This is a genomic window from Streptacidiphilus sp. MAP12-33, from assembly GCF_041261265.1.
In the GTDB taxonomy this organism is placed as follows: domain Bacteria; phylum Actinomycetota; class Actinomycetes; order Streptomycetales; family Streptomycetaceae; genus Streptacidiphilus.
This window is the reverse complement of sequence record NZ_JBGCCA010000003.1, coordinates 167,600-187,412: the sequence shown is the minus strand read 5'-3', so window position 1 is coordinate 187,412 and position 19,813 is coordinate 167,600. Positions and strand designations below refer to the sequence as shown.

At 73.2% G+C, this 19,813-nt stretch carries 22 protein-coding genes; 14 read left to right on the top strand and 8 right to left on the bottom strand.

What is annotated here, in order from left to right:
* Positions 1-18 precede the first annotated feature (18 nt).
* Positions 19-216: a DUF1918 domain-containing protein gene (locus tag ABH931_RS05285; RefSeq protein WP_370110358.1), complete on the bottom strand. Its 198-nt coding sequence runs from the start codon at positions 214-216 to the stop codon at positions 19-21.
* Between the two features lie 100 nt (positions 217-316).
* Between ABH931_RS05285 and ABH931_RS05280 the strand changes: the two genes are divergently transcribed.
* The 4 genes from ABH931_RS05280 (at position 317) to ABH931_RS05265 (ending at position 4,332) form a co-directional block, all read left to right on the top strand.
* Positions 317-586 carry a hypothetical protein gene (locus ABH931_RS05280; RefSeq protein ID WP_370110356.1) on the top strand — a complete coding sequence of 90 codons (270 nt, stop codon included), beginning with the start codon at positions 317-319 and terminating at the stop codon, positions 584-586.
* 172 nt (positions 587-758) lie between these two features.
* Positions 759-1,226 (top strand): hypothetical protein, encoded by a 468-nt coding sequence (locus ABH931_RS05275; protein ID WP_370110354.1) that lies wholly within the window; start codon positions 759-761, stop codon positions 1,224-1,226.
* A gap of 152 nt (positions 1,227-1,378) precedes the next feature.
* On the top strand, positions 1,379-2,050 hold the full coding sequence (locus ABH931_RS05270; protein ID WP_370110352.1) for a hypothetical protein: 672 nt from the start codon (positions 1,379-1,381) through the stop codon (positions 2,048-2,050).
* 656 nt (positions 2,051-2,706) lie between these two features.
* On the top strand, positions 2,707-4,332 hold the full coding sequence (locus tag ABH931_RS05265; RefSeq protein WP_370110350.1) for a helix-turn-helix domain-containing protein: 1,626 nt from the start codon (positions 2,707-2,709) through the stop codon (positions 4,330-4,332).
* A gap of 7 nt (positions 4,333-4,339) precedes the next feature.
* Here ABH931_RS05265 and katG read toward each other — a convergent pair whose 3' ends face one another.
* Positions 4,340-6,568: a catalase/peroxidase HPI gene (katG, locus tag ABH931_RS05260; protein WP_370110348.1), complete on the bottom strand. Its 2,229-nt coding sequence runs from the start codon at positions 6,566-6,568 to the stop codon at positions 4,340-4,342.
* A 209-nt stretch (positions 6,569-6,777) separates the two neighbouring features.
* Here katG and ABH931_RS05255 point away from each other — a divergent pair, with 209 nt between their 5' ends.
* From ABH931_RS05255 to ABH931_RS05245, 3 genes are all read left to right on the top strand, one after another.
* A complete protein-coding gene (locus ABH931_RS05255; RefSeq protein ID WP_370110346.1) occupies positions 6,778-7,872 on the top strand; it encodes an alcohol dehydrogenase catalytic domain-containing protein in 1,095 nt (364 codons plus the stop codon).
* 62 nt (positions 7,873-7,934) lie between these two features.
* Positions 7,935-8,570 carry a VOC family protein gene (locus ABH931_RS05250; protein WP_370110344.1) on the top strand — a complete coding sequence of 212 codons (636 nt, stop codon included), beginning with the start codon at positions 7,935-7,937 and terminating at the stop codon, positions 8,568-8,570.
* Positions 8,571-8,634: 64 nt separating this feature from the next.
* Positions 8,635-9,210, top strand: coding sequence for an NADPH-dependent FMN reductase (locus tag ABH931_RS05245; protein ID WP_370110342.1), 576 nt, complete (start codon positions 8,635-8,637; stop codon positions 9,208-9,210).
* Here the strand turns inward: ABH931_RS05245 and ABH931_RS05240 are convergent.
* The gene (locus ABH931_RS05240; RefSeq protein ID WP_370110340.1) at positions 9,179-9,592 is read right to left on the bottom strand and encodes a hypothetical protein; all 414 of its coding nucleotides are present in this window, start codon (positions 9,590-9,592) and stop codon (positions 9,179-9,181) included. The genes ABH931_RS05245 and ABH931_RS05240 overlap by 32 nt on opposite strands.
* A gap of 189 nt (positions 9,593-9,781) precedes the next feature.
* Here ABH931_RS05240 and ABH931_RS05235 point away from each other — a divergent pair, with 189 nt between their 5' ends.
* Both ABH931_RS05235 and ABH931_RS05230 read left to right on the top strand, forming a co-directional pair.
* Entirely contained in the window at positions 9,782-10,837 is a 1,056-nt protein-coding gene (locus ABH931_RS05235; protein ID WP_370110339.1) for a phosphatidylinositol-specific phospholipase C domain-containing protein, read from the top strand.
* Between the two features lie 105 nt (positions 10,838-10,942).
* On the top strand, positions 10,943-11,416 hold the full coding sequence (locus ABH931_RS05230; protein WP_370110337.1) for a carboxymuconolactone decarboxylase family protein: 474 nt from the start codon (positions 10,943-10,945) through the stop codon (positions 11,414-11,416).
* Positions 11,417-11,470: 54 nt separating this feature from the next.
* Here the strand turns inward: ABH931_RS05230 and ABH931_RS05225 are convergent, their stop codons facing one another.
* From ABH931_RS05225 to ABH931_RS05215, 3 genes are read right to left on the bottom strand one after another with little or no spacing between them, the layout of a single operon-like run.
* A complete protein-coding gene (locus ABH931_RS05225) occupies positions 11,471-12,469 on the bottom strand; it encodes an ABC transporter substrate-binding protein (protein WP_370110335.1) in 999 nt (332 codons plus the stop codon).
* 40 nt (positions 12,470-12,509) lie between these two features.
* The gene (locus ABH931_RS05220; protein WP_370110333.1) at positions 12,510-13,538 is read right to left on the bottom strand and encodes an ABC transporter permease; all 1,029 of its coding nucleotides are present in this window, start codon (positions 13,536-13,538) and stop codon (positions 12,510-12,512) included.
* On the bottom strand, positions 13,535-14,332 hold the full coding sequence (locus ABH931_RS05215; protein ID WP_370110331.1) for an ATP-binding cassette domain-containing protein: 798 nt from the start codon (positions 14,330-14,332) through the stop codon (positions 13,535-13,537). The genes ABH931_RS05220 and ABH931_RS05215 overlap by 4 nt, the downstream gene beginning before the upstream one ends.
* A gap of 177 nt (positions 14,333-14,509) precedes the next feature.
* On the opposite strand from ABH931_RS05215, the gene ABH931_RS05210 reads away from it, so the two are divergent.
* Positions 14,510-15,550, top strand: a complete 1,041-nt coding sequence (locus ABH931_RS05210) for a LacI family DNA-binding transcriptional regulator (protein ID WP_370110330.1) — start codon at positions 14,510-14,512, stop codon at positions 15,548-15,550.
* Here ABH931_RS05210 and ABH931_RS05205 read toward each other — a convergent pair.
* Positions 15,540-16,166 carry an RraA family protein gene (locus ABH931_RS05205; protein WP_370110328.1) on the bottom strand — a complete coding sequence of 209 codons (627 nt, stop codon included), beginning with the start codon at positions 16,164-16,166 and terminating at the stop codon, positions 15,540-15,542. The genes ABH931_RS05210 and ABH931_RS05205 overlap by 11 nt on opposite strands.
* Before the next feature lie 41 nt (positions 16,167-16,207).
* Here ABH931_RS05205 and ABH931_RS05200 point away from each other — a divergent pair, with 41 nt between their 5' ends.
* From ABH931_RS05200 to ABH931_RS05190, 3 genes are all read left to right on the top strand, one after another.
* The gene (locus ABH931_RS05200) at positions 16,208-17,077 is read left to right on the top strand and encodes a dioxygenase (RefSeq protein WP_370110326.1); all 870 of its coding nucleotides are present in this window, start codon (positions 16,208-16,210) and stop codon (positions 17,075-17,077) included.
* Positions 17,074-18,141, top strand: coding sequence for a maleylacetate reductase (locus tag ABH931_RS05195; protein ID WP_370110324.1), 1,068 nt, complete (start codon positions 17,074-17,076; stop codon positions 18,139-18,141). Before ABH931_RS05200 ends, ABH931_RS05195 begins: the two co-directional genes overlap by 4 nt.
* A 69-nt stretch (positions 18,142-18,210) precedes the next feature.
* On the top strand, positions 18,211-18,792 hold the full coding sequence (locus ABH931_RS05190; protein ID WP_370110322.1) for a GNAT family N-acetyltransferase: 582 nt from the start codon (positions 18,211-18,213) through the stop codon (positions 18,790-18,792).
* A gap of 49 nt (positions 18,793-18,841) precedes the next feature.
* On the opposite strand, the gene ABH931_RS05185 is transcribed toward ABH931_RS05190, so the two are convergent.
* Positions 18,842-19,330, bottom strand: coding sequence for a hypothetical protein (locus ABH931_RS05185; protein ID WP_370110320.1), 489 nt, complete (start codon positions 19,328-19,330; stop codon positions 18,842-18,844).
* Positions 19,331-19,543: 213 nt separating this feature from the next.
* On the opposite strand from ABH931_RS05185, the gene ABH931_RS05180 reads away from it, so the two are divergent.
* On the top strand, positions 19,544-19,807 hold the full coding sequence (locus ABH931_RS05180) for a DUF2630 family protein (protein WP_370110319.1): 264 nt from the start codon (positions 19,544-19,546) through the stop codon (positions 19,805-19,807).
* Positions 19,808-19,813: the final 6 nt, after the last annotated feature.

The window sequence follows — 19,813 nt, the reverse complement described above, 5'->3', positions numbered from 1 at the left end:
GCACGGCTGCTCTGCGGGTCACCGCTTCTCGGCGCCGGCGTGCTCCAGCTCGCAGTCGGAGCCGGGGTAGACCTCGGCCTGGTGGCCGTCGTCGAACTCCACCACGTAGGGCGGGTCTCCGTCCGGGCCGATGACCTTGAGAACCCGTCCGTAGCGGTCGGGCGTTCCCACGTGGTGTCCGAGGAACCGCAAGCGATCTCCTGTGTTCGCCTTCATGTTCTCCAGCTCAGCACCACCCTCCGGCACCGGCAACCGGGGCAGGGCGACTCCCCCGGCTCGTGTCGCGCGCCCCGCGCGGGCGCGCGATGGTGGAGACGTGGGCATCATCGTGCTGATCGAACCGCAGGCGGGCCACAAGCCCGACCTGGACGGCAAGACCTGGGTGATCGCCGGCCTGCGCGCGGTCCACGCGGCCCCGAGCGACCCCGACACTCCGGACGACCCCGCCGACCGGACCTTCTGCGGCCAGGACACGGCACCGCTGGAGCGACACAGCTACCACCCGGACTCCCCCGGCGCGCACTGGTACCCGGCGAACCTGACCCCGTGGGTCTGCGTCGGCTGCGACACCGCGCTGCGCGGCTGAACGTCGTACAGCTGAACGGTGCGCGGCCGAACGGTGCGGGCTGAACGTTGCGGGCTGAACGGGGGAAAGCGGCGCGGACACCGCCGCGCATGACGTACAGCGGGCACCTTGTCGTTTTTCCTGAAGATACGCGCCGGCGTCGGGCCTGGCCGCGTTGGATCAGGAGGACGGCGTGCGCCACGTTCTGACGTCGAAGAAGCCCTGGATCGTGGTCGCGCTCTCCGCGGCCGTGCTCGCCGCCGCGACCTCGTCCGTCTCGGCCGCCCCCACCCCCAGGTGGAAGCCGCCCAAGGCGCTCCACCTCGACTTCTCCGGCGATCCGCAGGCCTTCGGCGGCGTCGGCACCGTCACCACCGGCAAGCCGGCCACCCAGGTGGGCATGGTCTACGACCTGTGCAACAAGGACTCGATCTCGCTGCGCACCGACCTGATCTTCTGCTCCGGCATCATCCGCCTGGTCGGCGGCGACAAGGGCACCATCGCCTTCGAGGCCGCCGCTCCCCGGCCCGGACTGGCCGCCCGCTACCCGATCCACTTCGACGGAGCCGTCACCGGCGGCACGGGACGCTTCAAGAACCTCGCGGGCCAGGTCGACTTCACCCAGACCGGACCTGCGGCCTACGACGTGTCGTTCTCCTGACACCGGGGAAACCGGTTGTGCCCGGCCCGCCGCGGCTGCCAGGATCCGCGTCATGACCAAGCGAATCGAGTCCACCCCCGCCCGGTGAGCGTGTCGGACGAGCGCAAGGCGCTCGACCCCGGGCCGGTTCCGGCGGTGGGGTCGAGACCCGGGTGCTGGTCGACGGCCTGCCGGTGATCGCGGGCGCGTTCGAACTGGGCGCCGCTTACGGCCCGGAGGCACTGCTCGACGGCGGTGTGCTGCGGGCCGACCCCGAACCGCGCGAGGTGCGCCTGGCCGAGGCGTGGTGCACGGAGGGCTGCTGCGGCGCGTTGTACGTGACGGTGGTCCGCGAGGACGACACCGTCGTGTGGCGGGACTGGCGCCGGCCCCCGGCTCGGCGCGACCAGCCGCCGAGGCCGGAGCTGCCCACCTACCGCTTCGACGCCGCTGCCTACGACGCTGCCCTCGCCCGCGCCGCCGCGCGACGCACCTGGGAGTGGCCGGCGATGGCGGCGGCCCGCCTGCTGCGCGAGCGGTTCGCGGAGCAGCCGGACCTGCTGGAGCGCTGGGAGTGCGCGCCGGGGTGGATCGCCCGGCACTTCGACGACCGGGAACGGCTGGACGTCACCTTCTGGTACCCGCGCCGCTCGTCGGAGCAGGGCGCCGACGAGCCACGCCTTCAGTTCCTCTGGGCCCTTCCGGTCCCCAGCGACGCCTCACCGCGCGACGTCGTCGACGCGGCGGTGGCCCGGCTCGCCGCGGGCCCGCCGACCGGCTGGGCCCGCGTGACGGGCGGCAGCCGCGCGGCCGCCGAGACGCTCGGGTTCGACTGGCCCTCGTAACGCTGCCCAGGCAAACGGCTCGAACCGGTGGCGCCGGGGTGGTCGCCCGCCTCCCGGGCCGCCCGCGGCCCGGGAGGGTCGGGTCCGGAGCGGGAGGGTCGGATCCGGCGGGTGACCTCGCGCGGGTCGCGGCGCAGGTCCTGGCGTGGCGCTCGGCCGCGCGGCGTCACACGCGCGAGCCGAGGCGACCCAGGATGTGCGCGGGCCCGCGGTTCCAGGCTGCCGGCGTCGCGCCGGAACGCGGCCGGGTCGACCGGTACCGGGTTGGGGGCGAAGAGGTTGACGCCGAAGGGCACCCCCTCGGCCCGCACGGTCGCCATCGGCGCGGCCAGCACGGGGAGGGTGACGCCGAGGGTGGCCAGCGGAGAGGCGGACTGGCTTCGCGGACGACGGCGTGATCACATCCTCTGCCGCCCTTGGTGAATCCTCCAGTTCGGACCGGAAGTCTCCGTACGCACGGCCACTCGCGCGCCCGCGTCGACGGTTGTTTCAATCCCTCCAGGCGGGCCGTGGACCGGCAAGAGGGGACGGATGGGGCTGTCCACGCAGCAGACAGGCCTGGCGGGGCTTTGAGCTCGCATCTACGATGCTTTGGCGCACTTCCTCCTTGCTACCGCGAGAACGGGAACCGGCGCGGAACACAAGGAGCACGGAACGTGATCGTCGGGGATCTGCTGCGTTTGGAGGACCTGCGGATCGAGGTCGCCTGGGCCACACCGGAACTGCTGGACCGGGAGGTCACCGGCGTCACCTCGACCGATCTGCAGGACCCCGCCCGCTACCTGCGACAGGGCGAACTCGTGCTGACCGGTCTGGTCTGGTGGCGCCCCGACGACCTGGCCACCGACCCGGTGGCCGCCGCGCAGGCCGCGGGACGGTTCGCCACCGCACTGCGCAGCGCCGAGGCCGCCGCGCTGCTGGCCGGCGAGGGCACCCACGGCACGGTCCCGGCCGAGCTCGCCGAGGCGTGCCGGCAGCACGGCATCCCGCTGCTCACCGTCCCGGCCGGGACCAGCTTCCGGGCCGTCACCGACCGCGTCTACCTGCGTCTCTGGGGCGACCTGCAACACCAGGCCGAGGGCACGGCCGCCCTCCCGGCGGCGGTCCGCCGCGACCTGCTCGCGCTGCTGCACGCCGACGCCGAACCCTCGGCGATCCTCGCCCGCGCCGTCACCGACCTCGGCCTGCCGCACTGCACCCTGCACACCACCGCGGGCCGCCTGCTCGGCAGCTCCGCGGCACCGGCGCTGCCACGCCAGGCGACGCAGGCGCAGCGCGCCGACGCGTCCGCGCCACCCGCACGCAGCGCGCGCTGGGGGCTCGCCGTGGGCGAGCCCGGCGGGACGCCCTTCGACGGGTGGCTGCTGCGGCCGCACGCCGAGCCCGCGCCCGCCGCCGCGGCCGTGCTGCGCGGGCTGGCTGAGTTGCTCGCCCCGCTCGCCGCCCGCGAGCGTTCCACGGCGACGGCGCAGCGGCAGGGCGGCACCCGCATCGTCGACCTCCTGCGCGCCCCGACGCGCGGCGGCGCGGGCGGTGGCGGGGGCCCGGGCCATCCCGGCGAGGCCGATGCGGGCCACGAGCTCGCCGAGGCGCTGCGCGGATGCGGGCTGCCGGAGGGCGCACCGCTGACCCCCGTCGTGGCCCGAGGCGAGGCCGGGCCTGCGGCCTGGGCCGCCGCCGCGCTCGCGGAGGCGCTCCAGGAGACGGGCGCACCGTTCGTCGTCGCGCCGGCGCCGAGCGCCGCGGAGGGTGGCACGGCGACCGGTTTGTGCGCGGCGCCGGAGGCCGCCGTGGCGGCGGCGCTGCGGCAGGCCTGGCCGCGGCTGCGGGCCGCGCTCGCCACCGCGCGGGCCGAGGCGGACCTGACCGCCGCCACCGGTCCGTGCGTCGCCCCCGCGCTCGCCCCGCTGCGCGCGGCGCTGGCCCAGGCCGACTGGACGCTCGCGTCGCAGGCCCGTGGTGGCGTCTGCGGGAGCGAGGGGCTCGGCTCGCTGGCCGCGCTGCTGCGCGGGGTCCCGGCCGAGGTGCGGGACGCCTACCGGGAACGGCTGCTCGGGCCGCTGCTCGCGCACGACCGCGTCAACGCGGTCTCGCTGCTGCACACCCTCGCGGTCTTCCTGGAGCTCGACGGCTCCTGGTCCCGGGCGGCCAGGACCCTCCATGTCCACGTGAACACGGTGCACTACCGGGTGCGCCGGATCGAGGAGTTGACCGGGCGGAACCTCGCCCGGCTGGAGGACCGCGCCGACCTGCGCGCGGCCCTCCTGTGTGCCTCGGGGTGAGCGACGCTCAGGCGACGTCGTAGCGGTCGAGGTCCATGACCTTGGCCCAGGCGGCGACGAAGTCGCGGACGAACTTCTCCTTGGCGTCGTCGGCCGCGTAGACCTCGGCGACGGCGCGCAGCTCGGAGTTGGAGCCGAAGACCAGGTCGACGCGGCTGCCGGTCCACTTGACCCGGCCGCTCGCGTCGCGGCCCTCGAAGCTTCCGGCGTCGGAGGCGGTCGGGGTCCAGGTGGTGCCCAGGTCGAGCAGGTTGACGAAGAAGTCGTTGCTCAGCGTCCCGACCCTGTCGGTCAGGACGCCCAGCGCGGAGTCCTGGTGGTTGGCGCCCAGCACGCGCAGGCCGCCGACCAGCACGGTCAGCTCCGGCGCGGAGAGCGTCAGCAGGTTGGCCTTGTCCAGCAGCAGGTACTCCGCCGCCACCGTGTTGCCCTTGCCGAGGTAGTTGCGGAACCCGTCCGCGCTCGGCTCCAGCGCGGCGAAGGACTCGACGTCCGTCAGCTCCTGCGTCGCGTCGCCGCGACCCGCGGTGAACGGCACCTCGACGGTGATTCCGCCGGCCGCGGCGGCCTGCTCGACGCCGACGCCGCCCGCCAGCACGATGACGTCCGCGAGCGAGACCTGCTTGCCGCCCGTAACGCTCGTGTTGAACGCCTGCTGGACGCCCTCGAGCGCGCGCACCGCGACCGCCAGCTTGGCCGGCTCGTTGACCTCCCACCCGCTCTGCGGCTCCAGCCGCAGGCGGGCGCCGTTGGCGCCGCCGCGCTTGTCGCTGCCGCGGAACGAGGCGGCCGAGGCCCAGGCGGTGGAGACCAGCTGCGAGACGGTCAGGCCCGTCTCGGCGATGGCGGCCTTGAGCTTGGTGACGTCGGAGGCGTCGATCTGCGAGCGGCTGCCGGCCGGGATCGGGTCCTGCCACAGCAGCTGCTCGGCGGGCACCTCGGTGCCGAGGTAGCGGGCGATGGGGCCCATGTCGCGGTGGGTCAGCTTGAACCAGGCACGGGCGAACGCGTCCGCGAAGGCGGCCGGGTCGGCCAGGAAACGGCGCGAGATCTGCTCGTACACCGGGTCGAGGCGCAGCGACAGGTCCGTGGTGAGCATCGTCGGCGCGACGCGCTTGCCCGGGTCGAACGCGTCCGGCACGGTGCCGGCGCCCGCGCCGTCCTTGGGCCGCCACTGGTGCGCGCCCGCCGGGCTCTTGAACAGCTCCCACTCGTAGCCGAAGAGGATCTCGAAGAAGCTGTTGTCCCAGCTGGTGGGGGTGTTGGTCCAGATGCCCTCCAGCCCGGAGGTGATGGCGTCCTTGCCGACGCCGGTGCCGAAGCCGGACTTCCAGCCCAGGCCCTGCTGCTCGATCGGCGCGTCCTCCGGGTCCGGACCCACGTGGTCGGCGGGGCCCGCGCCGTGGGTCTTGCCGAAGGTGTGGCCGCCCGCGATCAGCGCGACGGTCTCCTCGTCGTTCATCGCCATCCGGTAGAACGTCTCGCGGATGTCGCGGGCGGCGGCGATCGGGTCCGGGTTGCCGTTGGGGCCCTCGGGGTTGACGTAGATGAGGCCCATCTGCACGGCGCCGAGCGGGTTCTCCAGCTGGCGGTCGCCGGTGTAGCGCTCGTCGCCGAGCCAGGTGGTCTCCGGGCCCCAGTACACGTCCTCGTCCGGCTCCCAGGCGTCCACCCGGCCGCCGCCGAAGCCGAAGGTGGTGAAGCCCATGTCCTCCAGGGCGACATTGCCCGTCAGGATGATCAGGTCGGCCCAGGACAGCGCCTTGCCGTACTTCTTCTTCACCGGCCACAGCAGACGACGGGCCTTGTCCAGGCTGGCGTTGTCCGGCCAGGAGTTGAGCGGCGCGAAGCGCTGCTGCCCGGTGCCGCCACCACCGCGCCCGTCCCGGATGCGGTAGGTACCGGCGCTGTGCCAGGCCATACGGATCATGAACGGGCCGTAGTTCCCGAAGTCGGCGGGCCACCACGGCTGCGAGGTGGTCAGCACCGCGCCGATGTCGCGCTTGACGGCGTCCAGGTCCAGCGCGGAGAAGGCGGCCGCGTAGTCGAAGTCCTCACCCAGCGGGTTCGCCACGGCCGGGTTCTTCGCCAGGATCTTCAGGTTCAGCTGGTTCGGCCACCACAGCTGGTTGCCGCTGCCTTCCTGCGTCGGATACGGCGCTCGCCCGTGGACCACGGGGCAACCCCCGGCTCCCTGGGCGCTCGCGTCGAGATTGGCGTCGATGTTCTCGGACATGGCAATCCTTCCGTGCTGGTCGAGCAACTCCGCAGTCGGGCTGGCGGAAGAAGGGAGGACGCCAGGGCGCGCCGAGAAGGCGACAGGCCCGCACCCTCCGCTCTTGCACTGTACCCACGAGCGGGTCCGAAAGCCGGGGACACGACGATCAGTTCGGCACCTGCGGATAGGTTGGCCGCAACCGGGGTCGAGGGTGAGGGAGGTCGAGGGTGCGGGCAGTGGTGATGGACCGGATCGGAGAGCCGGTCGCGGTGCGGGAGGTGCCCGACCCGGTGGCACCGGCGGGCGGTGTCGTGGTGCGCGTGCACGCGACGGGACTGTGCCGCAGCGACTGGCACGCGTGGGCCGGGCACGAGGAGATCGCACTGCCGCACGTGCCCGGCCACGAGCTGGCCGGGGTGGTCGCGGCGGTCGGCGCGGGCGTTGCGCGGTGGGCCGTCGGTGACCGGGTGACGGTGCCGTTCGTCTGCGGCTGCGGACGCTGCGAGGAGTGCCGCGGCGGCAACGCGCAGGTCTGTCCCGATCAGCAGCAGCCCGGGTTCACCCACTGGGGTTCCTTCGCCGAGCTCGTCGCCTTGCACGCGGCGGACACCAATCTGGTGGCCGTGCCCGAGGGCGTCTCCTTCGAGGCCGCCGCGAGCCTCGGCTGCCGGTTCGCGACGGCCTACCGGGCGCTGACCCGGCGAGCCGGGGTCGTGTCCGGCGAATGGGTGACGGTGGTCGGGGCGGGCGGGGTCGGCCTGAGTGCGGTGATGATCGCGAAGGCGCTCGGCGCCCGCGTGGTCGTCGTGGACCGCCATCAACGCGCGCTGGACGCCGCGCTCGCCCTCGGCGCGGACCACGTCCTGCTCGCGGACGGCACGGACGGCACGGACGGTGCGGGCGGCACGGACGGCACGGACGGCACGGACGGCGCCGACGTCCCCACCCGCGTCGCCGCGCTGACCGGTGGCGGCGCGCACGTCGCGCTGGACGCGGTCGGCAGCGAGCAGACGTGCGCGGACGCGCTGCTGAGCCTGCGGCGGCGAGGTCGGCACGTCCAGGTGGGTCTGCTGCCGCCCGTGGCCGGGCACCCGCGCGTGCCGATGGCCCGCGTCATCGCCTGGGAGCTGGACCTGCTGGGCAGCCACGGCATGGCGGCCGCCGACTACCCGGCGATGCTCGCCCTGATCGAGCGCGGGGTGCTGCGCCCGCAGCGCCTGATCGAGCGAGTGGTGGGCCTGACGGAGGCGGCGGCGCTGCTGCCGGGCGTCGCGGACGCCTCACCTGCCGGAATGACGATGGTCGACCCGCGCCTCGGCTGAAGATCCAGCGCTGCCAGCGTGGCGGGCGAGCGGGACGCGAGCCGTCGGGTGATGATGGCGCGGTGCGACTTGATCACGTTTCCTACGCGGTGGACCGCGGCAGCTTCGTCTCGACCGTCCAGCGGATCGGCTCGGCCCTCGGGGCCGGGTTCGTGGACGGGGGCGTGCACCCGCGCTTCGGGACCAGGAACTTCATCCTGCCGCTGGCGGGCGGGACCTACGTCGAGGTGGTGACGACCCTCGACCACCCGGCCGCCGACCGGGCGCCCTTCGGGCAGGCGGTGGCCCGCCGCGCCGAGGAGGGCGGCGGGTGGCTCGGCTGGGTGGTCTCCGTCGAGGACATCACGCCGGTCGAGGCCCGGCTGGGCCGCACCTCCGCCGACGGCCACCGGGTCCGCCCGGACGGCTTCGACCTGCGCTGGAAGCAGATCGGCCTGCTGGAGCTGATGGAGGACCCGCAGCTGCCGTACTTCCTGCAGTGGCTGGTGCCGGCCGAGGAGCGGCCCAGCGCCGACCCGCGCACGGGCAGCCGCATCCAGGGCGTCTCGATCGCGGGCGACGCGGCGGCGATCGCCGAGTTCCTCGGCGAACCGGCCGACCACCCCCTGGACCAGATCGACGTCACCTGGGTCGACGAGGAGGAGCCCGGCCTGGTCGCGGTGGAGTTCGCGACGCCGAACGGCCCCGTCACGATCTAGCGCCGTTAACGCGAGCGGCCCATACCGGTCGCCGCGCGGCGGGACGCGCCTTAGCTTGCCCGGTATGAGCACTTACAAGGTCGGCTACTTCATCGGCAGCCTGTCCCAGAAGTCCATCAACCGCGTCCTGTCCAAGGCCCTGATCCGCGTCGCGCCGCCCGAGTTGGCGTTCCAGGAGATCCCCATCAAGGACCTCCCGCTCTACAACCACGACTTCGACGCGGACTACCCGCCGGAGGGTCTGGCACTCAAGGAGGCGATCGCCGCCGTCGACGCGATCCTCTTCGTCACCCCGGAGTACAACCGCTCCATCCCGGGGGCGTTGAAGAACGCCATCGACTGGGCGAGCCGTCCGTGGGGCACCAACTCCTTCACCCACAAGCCCTCGGCGGTCATCGGCACCTCACCGGGCAAGATCGGCACGGCGGTTGCCCAGCAGAGCCTGCGCTCGGTGCTGAGCTTCTGCAACTCCCCGCAGATGAACGCCCCGGAGGGCTACATCCAGTTCACCCCGGGCCTGTTCGACGAGGACGGCGAGGTCACCGACCCGACCACGCAGCAGTTCCTGGCCGACTTCATGAGCGATTTCAAGCAGTTCGTCGAGCGGGTCACCTCGGTGCTTCCGCCTCGCTGGCCGTAGCCGGCCCCGCGGCGCGCAGGCGCATGAACCGGGCGCCGATGACGAACCCGTCCATGAAGCCGGTCCCGGCCAGTTCCACGCGCTCGTTCCACTGCTCCAACGGCAGCTCCGGCTCGGTGTTGTTCTGCACGATGTACTGGGCGCGGTCCCTGGCGAGGGCCTGCAGGGTCACCCCGTTGCAGACGCCGGCGAACCGGAGCATGCCGTCGACGTAGTCGTCGGGGTCGGACGACTCCAGGCGCTCCCAGAAGCCCTCCATCGTGGCCACCGCGTCGCCGAGCGCGACGTAGTCCGCGAGCAGCGCCTGCCGGAGCTCCGGCGAGGCGTGCGGATTGCGTTCCTCGATGAACGCCCGCACCGTCTCGATGTCCTGCTCCCGCATCGGACTCCCCCTTCCGTGCCGTCCGGACACCCTCCGGACCACCGGACATTGTGCAGCAGAGAGCGCTCTTTGACGACGCGTCATCCATTGTCCACCCGACCGGGCTAGCATCGCGCCGCGTGCATGCCAATCGCTGCACGCGGCCGACGCGTGCCGCGCGCGGCCCCCTTCGCGCCTCCCGGAGGACCGATGCCCGTCCCGCGTCGTCTCGTCTCCTGCCTGCTGACCGCCGCCGCCTGCCTCGCCCCGCTCGCGCTGTCCGGCGGCTCCGCCGCCGCCTCGACGCACGACAACGGCGCGCTCTCGCTCGCCGCGGGCACCTCGGTCGGGCTGCACAACACCTACAACGACACCGCCGCCTTCCCCTACCTCGCCCAGGCGCTGGACACCGGCGCCTCGCTGATCGAACTCGACACCTGGGTCGACCCGATCACCCACGAGTGGAAGGTCAGCCACGCCAACCCGCTCGGCAACAGCAACAACTGCGTCGACGCGAGCAGCGCCGCCGACCTCTACAAGGGCGGTGCCAACAAGGACCTCGGCAGTTGCCTGGACGACATCCGGATCTGGCTGGCCGCGCACCCCGGACACGCACCGATCATGATCAAGCTGGAGATGAAGGCGGGCTTCGACGCGAACGCCGACCTCGGCCCGACGCAGCTCGACGCTCTCGTCCAGGCCCACCTCGGCAGCGACGTCTACCGCCCGGCCGACCTGATGGCCGGCTACCCGACCCTCGACGCCGCCGCCCGCGCGAACGCCTGGCCCACCCGGGCCGCGCTCGCGGACAAGGTGATCCTGGAGGCGATCCCCGGCACGTTCGAGATGGACAACCCGTTCGACCACCTCTGGACGGACACCGAGTACGCCCAGCACCTCTCCGCCCTCCAGGCGTCCGGGCACCTGGGCGACGCCCAGATCTTCCCCTCCGTCCTCGGCGCCTCCTCCGGCGACCCGCGCACCCGCTACCCCGACGCGAGCCTGCGCCCGTGGTTCGTCGTCTTCGACGGCGACGCGAACGCCTTCGTCGACGGCGGCATCGACACCTCCTGGTACGACACCAACCACTACCTGCTGGTGATGACCGACGCCCAGAACGTCACCCCGGCCCTCTCCGACACCACCCCCACCGCCGCCGACGCCAGCGCCCGCGTGGCCCAGCTGGCGGCCGCGCACGCCTCCTTCGTCTCCTGCGACTGGACGGGCCTGCCGTCGGTGCTCTCCGAGCAGCTGTCGCGCGGATAGGACGGTCCCCAGATCCCCGGAACTTTTTCGCCGTGGCTGTCACACTCACGCGCCGCCGTTTGTCATACCAGTGAAAGCCATCGAGAAACGGCCAAGGAGATCGACATGGAAGCCCGCCTGAACCTGTTCGCCAGCAGCATCGGCGCCTCCTTCTTCAAGTACATCAACTCCGCCGGCAAGGTGGTCCACGACTCCGGTGTCCCGCACGCCACGCAGGAGCTGGTGAAGATCCGGGCGAGCCAGATCAACGGCTGCGGCTTCTGCACCGACATGCACACCAAGGACGCCACGGCCGCCGGGGAGACCTCCGTGCGGCTGAACCTGGTGGCCGCCTGGCGCGAGGCCACCGTCTTCACCGAGGCCGAGCGGGCGGCACTGGAGCTGGCCGAGGAGGGGACCAGGATCGCCGACGCCGCGGGCGGCGTCAGCGACGAGGTGTGGGAGGCCGCGGCCAAGCACTACGACGAGGAGCAGCTGGCGGCGCTGATCGGCCTGATCGCCGTGATCAACGCCTACAACCGGATCAACGTGATCAACCGCCAGCCGGCGGGCGACTACGTGCCGGGCATGTTCGGCTGATCCACGGGCACGGCCACCGGGCCCCGGCTCCCCTGGAGTCGGGGCCCGGCCTGTTCAGCAGGAGGCCTTGTAGACGTACTTGGCGATCTGCGGATCGCCCAGGTTGTCCTTGGTGATGGCCACCATCGTGGTCCCGATCGACGCCTGCACCGGCTTGCCCTCGAACGCGGCGGCGAGCTGGTCGACCGCCTCGGTGCCGATCGCGGCCGGGTCCTGGGCGACCAGGACCTGCAGGGTCCCGTTCCTGAGGGCGGTGATCTCGTCCGGTTCGGCGTCGAAGGCGGCCACCTTGACCTGGCCCTGCTTGCCCGCCTGTTGCAGGCCGGTGGCCACGCCCTGGCCGGTGTTGGTGTTCCCGGCGAAGACCCCGCCGAGGTCGGGGTGGGCGGCCAGGGTGGACTGGATCTGGGAGGCGGCGGTCGCGGGCAGGTCGTTGTCGTAGAGGGTCGGCAGCACCTTGATGTTCGGGTACTTGCCCATCTCCTCGGTGAAGCCCTTGATGCGGGCGTCGGTGGTGGAGATGCCCGGCTTGACGCTGATGACGATGACCGAGCCCTTCTGGCCCATCTGCTGGGCCAGCGCGTCGGCGGCCACCTGCCCGCCCTTCTCGTTGTCGGAGGAGATCCGGGTGATCCCGACGGAGGGGTCGGTCACGGAGGTGTCCACCAGAGCGATCTTCGTTCCGCCGGACTGGATCTGCCGCAGCGACGGTGTCAGGGCCTCGGTGTCGACCGGGGAGATCATCAGGCCGTCCGGGTGCGCGGCACCGACCGAGTCGATCAGCGGGCGCTGGACGGAGACGTCCCACTGGGCCGATCCGTCGGCGGTGAAGTCCAGGCCCTTGGCCTTGGCCTCCGCCTGGGCCGCGCAGGTCATGGTGATGTAGAAGGGGTCGGACTTCACGCCGGTGATCAGTTCGATCCTCTTGTGGCTGACGGCACCGGCCGGTTGCCCGGCGCCGGAACCGGAGGAACCGGAGGAACCGCAGGCGGCGGTGGTGGTCAGGGCGAGGGCGGCGCCGGCGACCGCCAGCAGCGCGCGTCGTGTCGACATGGGTGGATGTCCCTTCTCCGCGTCGTGGGATGGTCCGGTCTCAGGTGCGTTCGCGCGTGCGGCGGCGCATCTGGTCGAGGTACACGGCGGCGACCAGGACCACGCCGACCGCCACGTCCTGCCAGTACTGCTGGACGCCGATGACGATCAGTCCGGTGGTCAGCACCGCCGGGATGAAGACACCGATCACGGTGCCCAGGACGGAACCGCGGCCGCCGAAGAGGCTGGTGCCGCCCAGCACCACGGCGGTGATGACCTTGAGGTTGTCCGTGGAGTGACCGGCGATCGACGTGGTGCCGTAGGAGGCGAGCCACATGACCGCGCCGAGCCCGGCGAGCAGGCCCATCAGCGCGTAGACCTTGACCAGGTGACGCCCCACCCGGATGCCCGCGCGCCGGCTCGCGGCCGGGTTGGAGCCGATGGCGAAGGTGTGGGTGCCGAAGCGGGTGGTGCCGAGCACCAGACCGAAGAGGAGCGTGACCGCCGCGGCGAGGATGACCAGCCAGGGGATGCCGAGCAGCTTGCCGTAGCCGAGGCTGTTCTGCAGGTGCGCGGCCGCGGTGTCGGCGGGATCCTGGCCGCCGGTGGCGAGTTCGGCGATGCCGAGGGCGGCGCCGAGCCCGCCGAGCGTGACGATGAGCGGCGGCACCTTGCCCGTCGCGACGACGGCGCCCTGCAGGGCACCCCAGGCCGCCCCGACCGCCAGGGCGATCAGCACGCAGACGGCGACGCTCCCCCACCCGGCCTGGGCCCCGCCGTGGTGCAGGGTGTACTCGCCCGAGGCGACGGCGGCGAGGACGAGCACGGAGCCGATGGACAGGTCGATGCCGGCGGTGATGACGACGAAGGTCATGCCGACGCCGAGGACGAGGTAGATGGCGGCGTTGACGGCGATCTGGGTGAGGTCGTAGGCGGTGAAGAACCTGCCGGGGGCGGCGAGGGAGAAGTAGACGACGAGGGCGGCGAGGATCAGGAACGTCCACAGCTCACTGATCCCGGCCACCCGCCGCAGCAGCGGCACCCACGCGGGGGTGGCGGGAGGCTCGGCGGGTGGGGCCGACGTCGTCATCGGGTCTCCTCCTCGCGGGTGGCGGGCTCTGGCGGGGCCGGGGCGCGGTCCAGGGAACCGGTCATCGCGCCGACCAGGTCCTCGATGGTGGTGTCGGCCGCCCGCAGGGAGGCGACGCGGCGGCCGAGGCGGAGGACCTCGACGCGGTGGGCCACGGACAGCACCTCGGGCATGTTGTGGCTGATCAGCACGACGGCGATGCCGCGTTCGGCGACCCGGCGCACGGTGTCCAGCACTCGCGCCCGCTGGACCACGCCGAGCGCGGCCGTCGGCTCGTCGAGGAAGACGACCCGGTGTGCGAAGGCCACGGCCCGCGCCACGGCGACGGACTGGCGCTGGCCGCCGGAGAGCGTCGCGACCGGCGCCGCCGGGTCCTTGAGCGTGACGCCCAGATCGGCGAAGGCCCGCACCGCCTCCCGGAGCATCGCGGGCCGGTCGAGCACGCCGAGGCGGCCCAGCAGACCTCCGCGCAGCAGCTCCCGGCCGAGGTGGAGATTGGCCGGAGCGTCCAGATCCTGTGCCAGGGACAGGTCCTGGTACACCGTCTCCACTCCGTGCCGCTGGGCGTCCTGCGGCCCGGCGAAGCGGACGGGTGCCCCGTCGAGCAGGATCTCGCCCGCGTCCGGGGCGAGCACGCCCGACAAGATGTTGACGAGCGTGGACTTGCCCGCGCCGTTGTCACCGACCAGGGCGACGACCTCGCCCGCGTACGCCGCGAAGTCGGCCCCCTGTAGCGCCTGCACCTGCCCGAACCGCTTGACCAGGCCGCGTGCTTCCAGCAACGGTTCCGCCACGGCACACCTCCTCCGGGTGACAACGTTGTCGCCGTTGCTCGATTGGACCCGCTGGCTGACGATGCGTCAATCCTTCTGACAGGATGAATCACCACTCCTGCACGTGGGCAACGTTGTCTATGCTGAGCCGCAGTCGGGCGTTCCCGCGCGCTCCCCCGGAAGGGTCGGTGGCCACAGATGCCAGCCAGCACGGAACGTCCCGGCCTTCCGGTCCGGCCCACCATGAAGGACGTGGCCGCGGCGGCGGGTGTGGGGCTCAAGACGGTCTCCCGCGTTGTCAACGGGGAGCCCGGCGTCAGCGAGGCCACCGCGTTGCGGGTCCGGTCGGTGATCGAGGCGCTGGGTTTCCGGCGCAACGACGGCGCCCGGCTTCTGCGCCAGGGCGCCCGGACGGGCAGCGTGGGGCTGCTCCTGGAGGACGTGGCCGATCCGTTCTACTCCCAGCTCAGCCGCGCGGTGGAGGAGGTGGTCCGCGCCCACGGCTCGCTGCTGCTGACCGGTTCCTCCGCCGAGGACCCCGCGCGGGAGCGCGAACTCGCTCTCGGCTTCTGCGCGCGGCGCGTCGACGGCCTCGTCGTGGTACCGACCTCGGCCGACCACGCCTACCTGGCACCGGAGCTGGCCGCCGGGACGGCCATGGTCAGCCTGGACCGGCCGATGCCGGGCCTGGAGGTGGACACCGTCCTCGCCGACAACCGGGCCGGAGCCGCCGCCGGCACCGCGCACCTGCTGCGGCAGGGCCACCGGCGGATCGGCTACCTCGGCGACGCCCCGGACATCTTCACCGCCGCCGAGCGCCTGGCCGGCTACCGGGAGGCGATGGCGGACGCCGGACGCGCCGTCGAGGAGTCCTGGATCGCCATGGGCCGCCCCGACCCGCTCGGGCTGCGCTTCGCCCTGACCCGGATGCTCGGCGGCACGGCCCCGGTCACCGCGCTGCTGTGCGGCAACAACCGCACCACGGTCGCGGTCCTGCGCGAGCTCGCCAGGCGCCCGGAGCGCCCGGCACTGGTCGGCTTCGACGACTTCGAGCTCGCCGACCTGCTGGCCGTCCCGGTGACGGTGGTGGCGCAGGACCCGGCCCTGATGGGCCGCACCGCCGCCGAGCTCCTCTTCCGCCGCCTGCACGGCGAGACCGCCGCCGCGCAGCGGGTCGTCGTCCGCACCCGCCTGCTCCCCCGCGGCTCCGGCGAGCTCCCGCCGCCCGCTACTGCGTGAACCCCGCCGACAGCAGCGCGGCGTCGACGCGGGCCCGGTGCTCGACCTGCCAGGCGTCCAGGGACTGCGCGGCCTCCTTGGCCAGCTTGGCACGGGCGGCGGCCAGCACCTCCCCGGCGCGGGCGTGGGGGGTGACGACGACGCCCTCCTCGTCGGCCACGACGAGGTCGCCCGGGTGCACGGTGACGCCACCGCACACCACCGGCTCCCCCAGCGGCCGCGCCGCCTTCTTGCCGCCCGGAACGGGCACCACGCCGCGCGCCAGCACCGGGAACCCCATCGCGCGGATCTCCGCGAGGTCGCGGATCACCCCGTCGAGCACGAACCCGGCGATGCCGCGCCGCTGCGCGACCGCGCAGACGTTGCCGCCCGCGAGCGCGAAGCGCACGTCGCCGCCCGCGTCCACGACGATGACGGAGCCCGGCTCGGCGCGGTGGATCGCGGCGTGCAGCATCAGGTTGTCGCCCGGCGGGCAGCTGACCGTGAACGCCGGACCCGCCAGGCGGGTCATCGGTGCGTACAACGGGCGGATTCCGAGGTCCATGACCTGGCCCACGCCGACGACGTCCGCCAGGGTGGTGGGTGAGAGCTCGGCGAATTCCTCGATCGTGTGCATCCGCACAACCTAACAACGGTCACGGGCGGGAGGAGCGGAACGTGGACCAGGACGGGCAGGACCTCACCGCGCGGGTGGTCGCGAGCTTCGGCGTCGCACCGGAGCCCCGGACCCGGGAGGTGCTGGAGGCCGTCACCCGGCACCTGCACGCGCTCGTGCGGGAGCTGCGGCCGACCCAGCGGGAGTGGGCGCAGGCGGTCGACTTCCTCACCGCCGTCGGGCACATGTGTGACGACACGCGACAGGAGTTCGTGATGCTCTCCGACGTACTCGGAGTCTCCTCGCTGGTGGAGGTGGTGAACGGCGATCCGGAGAGCACCGAGGGCACCGTGCTCGGCCCGTTCCACCAGACCGGGTCGCCGCCACGCGCCCTCGGCGAGTCCATCGACCTCGTCGGCACCGGCACGCCGTGTGTGGTCACCGGCCGGGTCACGGACAGCACCGGCGCCCCGGTGCCGGGAGCCTCGGTCGACGTGTGGCAGTGCGACGACCACGGCTTCTACGACGTCCAGCAGCCGGGCGTGCAGCCGCAGGGCAACGGGCGCGGCCTGTTCACCGCCGACGCCCAGGGCGCGTTCCGGTTCCGGACGGTCGTGCCGAGCCACTACCCGATCCCGACGGACGGACCGGTCGGGCGACTGCTGACGGCCGCGCACCGGCACCCCTACCGTCCCGCGCACGTCCACCTCATGGTGGCGGCGCCGGGCTTCCGCACCCTGACCACGCACCTGTTCGTCGCGGGCAGCCCGTACCTGGACGGCGACGCGGTGTTCGCGGTGCGGCCGGGCCTGGTGGTCGACTTCGCCGAGGTCAGCGACGCGGCGCAGGCCGCCGTCCACGGCGTGGACACTCCGTTCCGGCACGCGGACGTCACCGTGCGGCTGGCCGGCCCGAAGGAGGCAACCCGATGACACCTTCCGTGGCACCGTCCGTCCACGAGGCGCTGCCGTCACGTGTCGTCTTCGGCGCGGGCGCACTGGCCGAGCTGCCCGCCGAGACGGCGCGGCTGCGCCTGCGGCGGGTGCTGGTGCTGAGCACCCCCGGCCGGGGCGCGCTGGCCGAGCAGGCCGCCGCGCTGCTCGGCGGGTCCGCCGCCGGGATCTTCGACGGTGCCCGGATGCACGTGCCCGTCGCCACCGTGACGGCCGCCGCCGAGGCCGCCCGCGCGGCGGCGGCCAACGGCTGCGTCGCGATCGGCGGCGGCTCGACCGTGGGCCTGGCCAAGGCGCTGTCACTGCGCCACGGCCTGCCGAGCGTCGCCGTTCCGACGACCTACGCCGGCTCGGAGCTCACCCCGATCTGGGGTCTGACCGAGAACGCCCGCAAGCAGACCGGCCGCGACCGCGCGGTGCTGCCGCGGACGGTGCTGTACGACCCGGAGCTGACGCTGGATCTGCCCGTCCCGGTGTCGGTGACCAGCGGTCTCAACGCCCTCGCCCACGCCGTCGAGGCGCTGTACGCGCCGGACGGCTCGCCGGTCGTCGCCGCGATGGCGGAGGCGGGCGCCCGCGACCTCGCCGCCGCGCTGCCCGCGCTGACGCGCGACCCGAAGGACCTCGCCACGCGCGCCCTGGCCCTCCAGGGCGCCTGGCTGTGCGGCGCGTGCCTGGGCACGACGACGATGGGCCTGCACCACAAGCTCTGCCACGTCCTGGGCGGCCTGCTGGACCTGCCGCACGCGGAGACCCACGCCGTGCTGCTGCCGTACGTCGCCGCCGTCAACCTCCCCGCCGCGCCCGCCGCCCGCGCCACGCTCTCCCGCGCCCTCGGCACGGACGACCCGGCCGCCGCGCTGCGCGCGCTGGCGCATTCGCTGGGGGCACCTACCTCGCTGCGTCAGCTGGGCGTCCGCGCGGAGGATCTGCCGAGGGTGGCCGAGGAGGTGCTGTCCGCGCCGTACGCGAACCCGCGGCCGGTGGGCCGTGAGGAGTTGGAGGTACTGCTCCGGCATGCCTGGGCAGGCGAGCAACCCTGAGAGCCCGCACATTTGTTCGCCTGACAAATCCGTTCGCCCGTACGGGGCCGGCTGCCTACCCTGACGGCCATGACCCTCGCCTACGCGATCAGACCCGAGCAGGTCCAGGACCATCCGGCGGTCCGCCGGGTGCAGGCGCTCGCCTTCGATGATCCGGACCACGTCCCCGATCTGGTCGAGGCGCTTCGGGGCGGAGCGGGAGGGATCGAGCCCGTCTCGCTCGTCGCCACCAGCCGTGACGAGGTTGTCGGGCACGTCATGCTCAGCGGCTGCCGTCTGGACTCCCAGCCCCGGCTGGTCGACGTCCTCAGCCTGTCGCCCCTCGGTGTCCACCCGGACCACCAGCGCCACGGAGTCGGCACCCAACTGGTCAGGGCAGCCCTGGAAGCAGCTGACGACCGCGGCGTACCGCTGGTCTTTCTGGAGGGTTCGCCGTCCTACTACGGGACGCTCGGTTTCGAGCGGGCCAGCGCGTGCGGATTCCGCTCACCTTCGCTGCGTATCCCGGATCCGGCGTTCCAGGTCGCGAGGCTGTCCTCGTACGAACCCTGGATGACCGGCACGTTCGTCTACTCCGAGGCGTTCTGGGCGAACGACTGCGTAGGGCTGCGCGACCCCGGGCTCTTCGCCCGGGTCGCCGCTCAGGACTGAGCCCTCACCGCGGACGCAGGGACACCGTGCGCCCGCGGTGGGTGCGACCTCAGGGCTGCGGCACGTACCGGACGGCGAGGGTCGCGGGCCGCGCGGTGGGGCTGCCCGGGGCCGGGGTGAACACGACCGTGCCGGTGCCCGCGCAGGGGAGGACCAGGGTGGTGGGGATCGCGGCCCTGACGGCGTAGAAGCCGAGGGTGACCGGCGTGGTGGTCGACGCCGCGCCGAAGCCCACCTCGATGTGGGTGGCGGCGCTGCCGGTGTAGCCGACGTCGGCGGTGCCGGCAGCGGGGGCGGGAAGGACGTCGACGGTCTGGCCGGAGAGGGGGTGGCCGGTCTCGCCCGGCGTCAGCGGGCCGAAGCAGGCCATCTGGATGGCCCCGTCGGTACCGGTGCCGTTGACCTGGCCGGTGAAGAACTGGTTCGGGCCGATCGGCGCGGGGTCGACGACCCCGTCGGCGTGGGCCGCTGGTGCGGCGACGAGGGCGAGGCCGGCCGCGATGCCGAGCGCGGACAGGGTGCGTAACCGAACTGCCATGACGTCCTCCCGAAGGCGCGGAGCGTGGGCGTCCGGGCCGGGCGCCCGACGGCCATGGTGGGGGTCGTGACCGGAACAGGGCAATGCCCGTGCGTTGAACAGTCCGCGACCGCGGCGCCACGCCGTCGTCGGGGGCCACTCGCCCTGCGGATCGGCCGCAGGCGCGGGAGACTGGGCTCTGTTGCAGCCGTCTTCCCCCGGAGGGTGATCCGCATGAGCCAGCAGAGCCCCGGCACCGACGACTCGATCCTCGCCCGGATCCACGAGCTCGTCAGCGAGGAGCGGGATCTGCGCGACCAGCTGTCGGCCCAGCGCATCGACGCCGACACCGAGCGCGACCGCCTCTCCGCGCTGGAGGCGCAACTGGACCAGTGCTGGGACCTGCTGCGCCAGCGCCGCGCCCGGATCGACGCGGGCCAGGACCCGGACGAGGCCCGGGTGCGGCCCGCCTCGGAGGTCGAGAACTACCTGTCCTAGCGCCTG